Origin of the sequence: Pseudomonas sp. KCJK8993 (genome assembly GCF_046230915.1) — a bacterium.
In the GTDB taxonomy this organism is placed as follows: Bacteria; Pseudomonadota; Gammaproteobacteria; order Pseudomonadales; family Pseudomonadaceae; genus Aquipseudomonas; species Aquipseudomonas piscis.
On record NZ_JBJJLO010000183.1, the window covers coordinates 1 to 7425 of the forward strand.

Annotated in this window: 5 protein-coding genes; all 5 read left to right on the forward strand. The window is 61.3% G+C overall.

The annotated features are described in order from the left end of the window. The coding region (locus ACK6AU_RS30795; RefSeq protein ID WP_409303452.1) for a peptide chain release factor 3 at positions 1-1532 on the forward strand (1532 nt) is incomplete at its 5' end. Positions 1533-2197: 665 nt separating this feature from the next. Beyond that, a complete protein-coding gene (locus ACK6AU_RS30800) occupies positions 2198-3196 on the forward strand; it encodes an ATP-binding cassette domain-containing protein (RefSeq protein WP_260497978.1) in 999 nt (332 codons plus the stop codon). Next, the gene (locus tag ACK6AU_RS30805) at positions 3193-3984 is read left to right on the forward strand and encodes an ABC-2 family transporter protein (RefSeq protein ID WP_185699090.1); all 792 of its coding nucleotides are present in this window, start codon (positions 3193-3195) and stop codon (positions 3982-3984) included. The genes ACK6AU_RS30800 and ACK6AU_RS30805 overlap by 4 nt, the downstream gene beginning before the upstream one ends. After that, positions 3984-4766: an ABC transporter permease gene (locus ACK6AU_RS30810; protein WP_185699091.1), complete on the forward strand. Its 783-nt coding sequence runs from the start codon at positions 3984-3986 to the stop codon at positions 4764-4766. Before ACK6AU_RS30805 ends, ACK6AU_RS30810 begins: the two co-directional genes overlap by 1 nt. A gap of 42 nt (positions 4767-4808) precedes the next feature. Next, positions 4809-7425, forward strand: a 2617-nt coding sequence (locus ACK6AU_RS30815) for an amino acid adenylation domain-containing protein (RefSeq protein ID WP_409303455.1), incomplete at its 3' end; no start/stop codon positions are given.

Consider the following 7425-nt stretch of genomic DNA (forward strand, 5'->3'; position numbering starts at 1 on the left):
CCCACCCGGATGCCGGTAAGACCACCATCACCGAGAAGCTGTTGCTGATGGGCAAGGCCATTGCGGTGGCGGGTACCGTCAAGTCGCGTAAGTCCGACCGCCATGCCACCTCCGACTGGATGGAGATGGAGAAGCAACGCGGTATCTCCATCACCACCTCGGTGATGCAGTTCCCCTATCGCGAGCACATGATCAACCTGCTCGACACCCCCGGCCACGAAGACTTCTCGGAAGACACCTACCGCACCCTGACCGCGGTGGACTCGGCGCTGATGGTGCTCGACGGCGGCAAGGGCGTAGAGCCGCGGACCATCGCCCTGATGGACGTCTGCCGCCTGCGGGATACGCCGATCGTCAGCTTCATCAACAAGCTGGACCGCGACATCCGCGACCCGATCGAGCTGCTGGACGAAATCGAGGCGGTCCTGAAGATCAAGGCCGCGCCGATCACCTGGCCGATCGGTTGCTACCGCGATTTCAAGGGCGTGTACCACCTGGCGGGTGACTACATCATCGTCTACACCCCGGGCCACGGCCACGAGCGCACCGAGACCAAGATCATCGAGAAGCTCGACTCCGCCGAAGCCCGCGCCCACCTGGGCGACGAGTACGAGCGTTTCCTCGAGCAGCTGGAGCTGGTGCAGGGCGCCTGCCACGAGTTCGACCAGCAGGAGTTCCTCGACGGCCATCTGACCCCGGTGTTCTTCGGCACCGCCCTGGGCAACTTCGGCGTCGACCATGTGCTCGACGCCGTGGTGGACTGGGCGCCGCTGCCGCTGCCACGGGCAGCCAACGAGCGCAGCGTGGCGCCCCAGGAAGAGAAGTTCTCGGGCTTCATCTTCAAGATCCAGGCGAACATGGACCCCAAGCACCGCGACCGCATCGCCTTCATGCGCATCTGCTCGGGCAAGTACGAGAAGGGCATGAAGATGCGCCACGTGCGCACCGGCAAGGACGTGCGCATCGGCGACGCCCTGACCTTCTTCTCCTCCGAGCGTGAGCAACTGGAAGAAGCCTATGCCGGCGACATCATCGGCCTGCACAACCACGGCACCATCCAGATCGGCGACACCTTCAGCGAAGGCGAGGCCCTGGGCTTCACCGGGATCCCGCACTTCGCCCCGGAACTGTTCCGTCGCGTGCGCCTCAAGGACCCGCTCAAGTCCAAGCAGCTGCGCCAGGGCCTGCAACAGCTGGCCGAAGAGGGCGCGACCCAGGTGTTCTTCCCCGAGCGTAGCAACGACATCATCCTCGGCGCCGTCGGTGTGCTGCAGTTCGATGTGGTGGCCAGCCGCCTGAAGGAAGAATACAAGGTCGAATGCGCCTACGAGCCGATCACCGTGTGGTCCGCCCGCTGGATCAGCTGCGACGACAAGAAGAAGCTGGAGGAGTTTTCCAACAAGGCGGTGGAGAACCTGGCCCTGGACGGCGGCGGTCACCTGACCTACCTGGCGCCGACCCGGGTCAACCTGGCGTTGATGGAAGAGCGCTGGCCGGACGTGAAATTCCGGGCAACGCGTGAGCATCACTAAGCGCTGAGCGTTATGCCTGAAGCCCCGCTGCGAAAGCCGCGGGGCTTTTTATTGATGCGCCCGGCATGGCGCGTGGCGCGTCGGCGCAACCAGCTTGGTTGTGGTGACCACGCTGGTGACTTGGAGGTGAGCGTCCCCTATATCAGGGACAGGGCGGCAGCGCCGGCGATGATGACTCGGCCACTGATGAACCGGATTCCGACGATTCGGATCAAGGTGACAGCGATACGTGAGCTGTAGGCGGCTTTTTTTCCTGCGCCTCCCACGGGTTGCACAGGAAGGAGGGGCGCCGACCTTTTAGATGCATTCAATTCATTGTTTTATAAGAACTTTATTTAAGTGTTTGGCTTCTTTCCGTAGCTTTGCTCTTCTTTTGCGACTAAATCTCTTTTGCCCTCGACCCTGTATTCGCCGGTCACTGGGTTTATCGGCGAAACGGGCGGCGAGTGGCGCTGTTATGGTCGTGCGGCGGGCGTTGAATACTTTTTGCACCCCTTGGCCAACGACTTCCTGGTTCGGGAGATTGAAAAAATAAATTTGAATTGATGTTTCTTGACCACGCCGAAGAGTGCGTGATATTCAAGCGCACGTTGAAACTATATGCGCAATGGATAGCTCATTTTTTCAGGGTCTGATAAGCAATGGACTGCATAAGTGTTAATAATTTGTCGAAGGCTTATCGAATCAAAGAGCGCTCGGAAGGGGCTCTCGGTTGGCTGAAAGATCTCGTTCTTCCCAAGACGTCCGAAAAGATCGCCGTTGACGATATTTCATTCACCGTCAGGCAAGGTGAAGTCGTCGGTTTTCTCGGTCCCAATGGCGCGGGAAAGACAACGACCTTGAAGATGCTGTCCGGGCTACTTCATCCAACGGCCGGACAAATTTCGGTCTTGGGCCATACGCCGCGGACGCGCAACAAAGAATTCCTCAAGTCTATTTCCCTGATCATGGGACAGCGCCAGCAATTGATCTGGGATCTGCCGGCAATGGAAACCTTCCGGCTGAACCAGAAGATATTCGAAATCTCTGATGAACAGTTCAAGCGGGTCTATGGCTACCTGGATGAGCTGCTGCAAGTCTCGAAACTGGCGAAGGCCCCTGTGCGAACCCTGTCGCTCGGCGAAAAGATGAAATGCGAGCTCGTCGCCTCGCTGCTTCATGATCCCAAGGTGCTTTTCCTGGACGAGCCGACCATCGGGCTGGATGTCGGGGTCCAGAAAACGGTGCGCTCCTTTATTCGGGAGTACAGCCGCGAGCGGAATGTCAGCGTGCTGCTGACATCGCATTACATGCAGGACATCGAGGCCCTGTGCGAGCGGGTCATCGTCGTGTCGGACGGCAAGGTTTCGTTCGACGACTCCCTGGAATCACTGCGCAGGCGCATGTCCGATCACCGTATCATCACGGTGGAGCTGTCCGAGGCCGTCGCGGCTTCCGCGCTGGCCGGCTATGGCCTGGTGCGCTCGGCGGACGGCTTCGTCCACGAGCTGACGGTGCCGGCGGCGGAGGTGGTTGCCGTTTGCTCGCGAGTGCTGTCGGAGCAGCCGGTGGTGGACATCTCCATCAGCGATCCGCCCATCGAAGAAGCATTGCTGAAGCTGTTCGTGAACTCGCAGGCTGAGGTCGCCGCGCGTATCGACGGCTCCGGGAAGTGTGTCGCATGAGCCGGCCCTTCCTGAAGGTCGCGGGGGTCGCCCGCACCGCCATCCGCCGCAAGGTCGCCCATCGCGCCGAACTGTTCGTGCTGGTGCTGGCATCCCTTGTGCCGCTGTTCATGATGGTCATCTGGATGGGGATTGCGAAGGATGCCGCCCTGGAGGGTTTCACCCCCGCCAAGTTCGCGGCCTACTTCGCGCTCGTGTTCCTGATCGGAGAAATCGTATCCAGCACCGCCGCCGAAGAGGTGGAAAACGATATTCACTCGGGCGATATCGGAAGTTTTCTCCTGAAGCCATTCAACATTGGTCTTTATTACTTCTTGAGTGAGTTGGCTTCGGCACTCGTCAGGGTAATACCCATCTTTTTCCTCGTGGCGGGCGTCTTTTTATTTTCCCAGGCAGGCAACTACGTGAAGTTGGCTTATCTGCTGCCCGCATTGTTGGGAATTGCCCTGGGCTTCGCCATCAACTATCTGCTTTATTTTATCGGGGGATTGGCGGCGTTCTGGTCGGACCAGGCAAGTTCATTCGATTTGGTGCTGACTTATATGTTGACGTTGTTCGGCGGAGTATTGGCGCCTCTTTCGCTTTATCCAGGCTGGATGCAATCGATCCTGCAATGGTCGCCATTTCCCTACATCATCAATTTCCCCATCAAGATCATCATGGGTGAACTCAGTCATCAGCAACTGTTGAACGGTTTGATGTTCCAGTTGGCATTGGTGCTGTTCTTGTCTTTGCTGGCCCGACTGATCTGGAGCCGGGGCGTAAGACACTATTCGGTGTTCGGCTGATGAAAACGTTCAGCGCTGTCAAAGCGCTTTTGTCCGCCAGGTTGCGTGCGAACCTGAAAGACCGCATGCCGGTGTTTTCAAGTTTGCTCAATACGGCCCTGCTGGCATTGTCCGTCTATGTGGTGATCGAAGTATTCTTCGGCAATGTCGATGATATCGGTGGATGGAACAAGGAGCAGTCCGTCGTCCTGTACGGTGCCTTCATCCTGATTCGTTCCTTTGTGCAGATGGTCGTCTTGCCGAACTGCGAGGCGGCGTCGAAATTGATCATCAGCAAGTCCATCGACACGTACCTGTCCAAACCCATCGATATCCAGACCATCCTGGCCTTCGGCCAGTTGCGCCTCTGGCACATCTTCGGTGTGGTGCTGGGACTGGGGCTGATGCTGGGTGGCAGTCATGCCCAAGGGCAACTGACGGTGGCTTCCGTGAGCGCTTTCGTCGTGTTCTTGACGCTGTCATGCGCATTGGTGCATGCCGTCTGGTTCAGCATCGCCAGCCTGGCGTTCTGGACCCAGAAGACCGGCAACATCTCCCATCTGCTGTTCATGTTCCTGACCACGGGCCGTTTCCCGTCCGGTGCTTATCCGGAGTGGATCCAGATCGTGATCATGACGATAGTGCCGGTCTTTTTCATCATGGAGGTGCCGGCGCAATCCGCGTTGGGGATGACGACAGGCGCGACGCTGCTCGGAGCACTGGCGGCCACCGCCGGTTTTGCATTGCTGTCACGGTTGCTTTGGCACTGGGGGGTCAAGAAGTATCTTCGGGAAGGATCCTGATAGACCAAGCGACTGAAATCCAAACCATAAGACATGGATGATATGGAACATTTTCTGGATTTGTTCACTGAGCAGGTTCGGCGGTTTCCGCTCGCCACTGCAGCGTCCGACGGACAGGACCGCCTGAGCTACCGCGAACTCGACGAAATCACCGATGGCTTCGCCCGCATGCTCGGCGCTGCCTCAGTCAAGCGGGGCGATATCGTCGCCATTGGCCTGGAGCGTGGCCTCGGCTTTCTGGTGTCGATGATAGGCCTGTTCAAGGTCGGCGCCGCCTATCTGCCCCTCGACCGTGCGTTGCCCCTGGACCGGCGCGCCTACATGCTGGAGCAATGCGCGTGCCGGTGGCTGATCCAGGAGCCTGACGGCCAGGCGCAATTCGACGGTGTCGCTTCCCTGCGGATGCCGGAGCGGTTCGAGGGCATGGCGGGAGGGGCGGCCCCCGAGCGGGTTGTCCTGGCGGACGACAGCCTTGCCTATGTCATCTTTACCTCCGGCTCGACCGGCATGCCCAAAGGGGCGATGGTGCACCATGGCGGCATGGTCAATCACCTGTTGGCCAAGGTGGAAGACCTGGACATGCGCAGGACGCCCAATGTCGCGCAGACGGCGCCGCAGAGTTTCGACATCTCGGTCTGGCAGTTCCTCGCCCCACTGGTCTGCGCAGGGCGTACTGCCATCCTGACGCGGGCGGAGTTCCTGGACCTGGAGCGGCTCGGCTCGCGAATCGTGCAGGATGAGATCGACATTCTGCAGGTCGTCCCCAGCCACCTGTTGGCCATCCTCGATGCCATTGTCACCGACACCGACAATTCACGGTTCGACCGGCTCGCGTGCCTGGTGGCCACCGGCGAAGTGCTACCGGTGTCGCTGGCCCGCCGCTGGCTGGCGATCAAGCCCCACGTTCCTTTGGTCAACGCCTACGGGCCGACCGAGTGCAGCGACGACGTCACGCATCAGGTCATCGTCCAGATGCCCCGCGCCGATCAGGCCATTCCGATCGGCCGGGCCGTGCGCGGCGTTCGTCTGACCGTACGTGACGCCGACCGGCGCGTACTGCCTGTCGGCGAGACGGGGGAACTGTACGTCGAGGGCATTGCCGTGGGGCTGGGCTATATCGGTCGGCCCGACCTCACCGAAAAGGCGTTCGTCACCCTCGACGGCGGACGTGCCTACAAGACGGGCGACCTGGCCAGTTGCGACAGCGAGGGCGTCTTTCACTATCACGGCCGCACCGACGATCAGGTCAAGGTGCGGGGGCACCGGATCGAGCTGAGCGAGGTGGAGTTCGGCATCCGGCGGCTGGCGCAGGTCAAGCAGGCGGCCGTGGTGCTCAACACGGCCCAGGGGCGTGCGTTCCTGACCGCCTTCATCGTCGTGCACGACGGCGCGTCAGCAGATCCCGAGCCGTTGCGCCTGCAACTGCGCGAGCATCTGCCGGAGCACATGATCCCGTCCGAGTTCCGGGTCGTGCCGTGTCTGCCGGAGACGCCCAACGGCAAGATCGACAAGAAGCGGCTCGCGGCCATTGCCAACGACACGCCGTCGGCCGTCGTTTCGCCGGCCGCCGCAGAGAAGGACGCCAGGGACGGCCGCGAGCTGCTCGATGTATGGCGCGAGCTGTTGCGCAACCCGGCCCTGCAGCCCGCCGATGACGTATTCAGGCAAGGCGCGGACTCCATCCTCGCGCTACAGTTCATCGCCCGGGCGAAGGCGCTCGGCCATGTCTTCACGCTGGGGGATGTGTTTCGCAACCCGACCGCCGCAGGTCTGCTCAAGGCCGTCCGAGCCAAGGATTCGGCGCCGCTTCCGAGCGGCGCAGGCCGACAGTGTGAAGCGGAGCAGGCCGAGGCCCTTTCGCGCCTGTCTCCTGCCCAGCGGGGGATCTTCGTGCAGTCCCTGCGTGCCAGGCACCGCAACACCTATGTCCTTCAATATTCCTTCCGCATGACATTGCCGGATGCCGGTAAGTCGCTGGAAGCCGGTTGGCGCAAGGTGCACGAGCGTCACGAGCTGCTGCGCAGCGCATTCGTTCTCGGGGCGTCCGGCCAGCCGGTCAGGCGGGTCGTTCCGGACGCCCCCTTGAGCTGGACGGACACGGACCTGTCGTCCATGGACGAGCCAGGGCAACGCAACCGCCTCGAGGCGTTCCTGGACGAAGACCGGCAGGCTGGCTTTGCGCTGGACCGGCCGGCGCTCTACCGGCTGCACCTGTTCAGCCTGGGCGGCGCCGATTATCAGTTCGTCCTCAGCGCGCACCATCTGATCATGGACGGTGCCTCGGTGTTTCCCTTGATGAGCGAGGCCCTCGGCGCAGTGCCTGCCTCCGTCGATGCCTACGCAAGCTACATCGCCGATCAGGAGAAATTCCGGCTCGGGGAACAGGATCGGTCGCTCTGGGCCGAACTGCTGGAACCTGTCCGGGCAGCGACACTCGTTTCCGACGGTTTGGCCGAACCCTCGCTGGCCCCAGTGCGGCATGCGTGTTTCCAGAAGCGCCTGCCTGCCGAGCTGGTGCAGGCCATCGGCGAGATCGGCCTGCGTGCCGGCACCACTGTGTCGGCGGTCGCGGCCACGGCCTGGGCCATGGCGCTCAATGCCGCATGCGGCGGTCAGGATCAACTGTTCGGCATGATCGTCTCGGGCAGGGCGGAAACGG

Excerpts from the sequence above, each read along its gene's own strand:
- ACK6AU_RS30805 (WP_185699090.1), top strand. The coding sequence starts at position 3,193 with ATGAGCCGGCCCTTCCTGAAGGTCGCGGGGGTCGCCCGCACCGCCATC.
- ACK6AU_RS30810 (WP_185699091.1), top strand. The coding sequence starts at position 3,984 with ATGAAAACGTTCAGCGCTGTCAAAGCGCTTTTGTCCGCCAGGTTGCGT.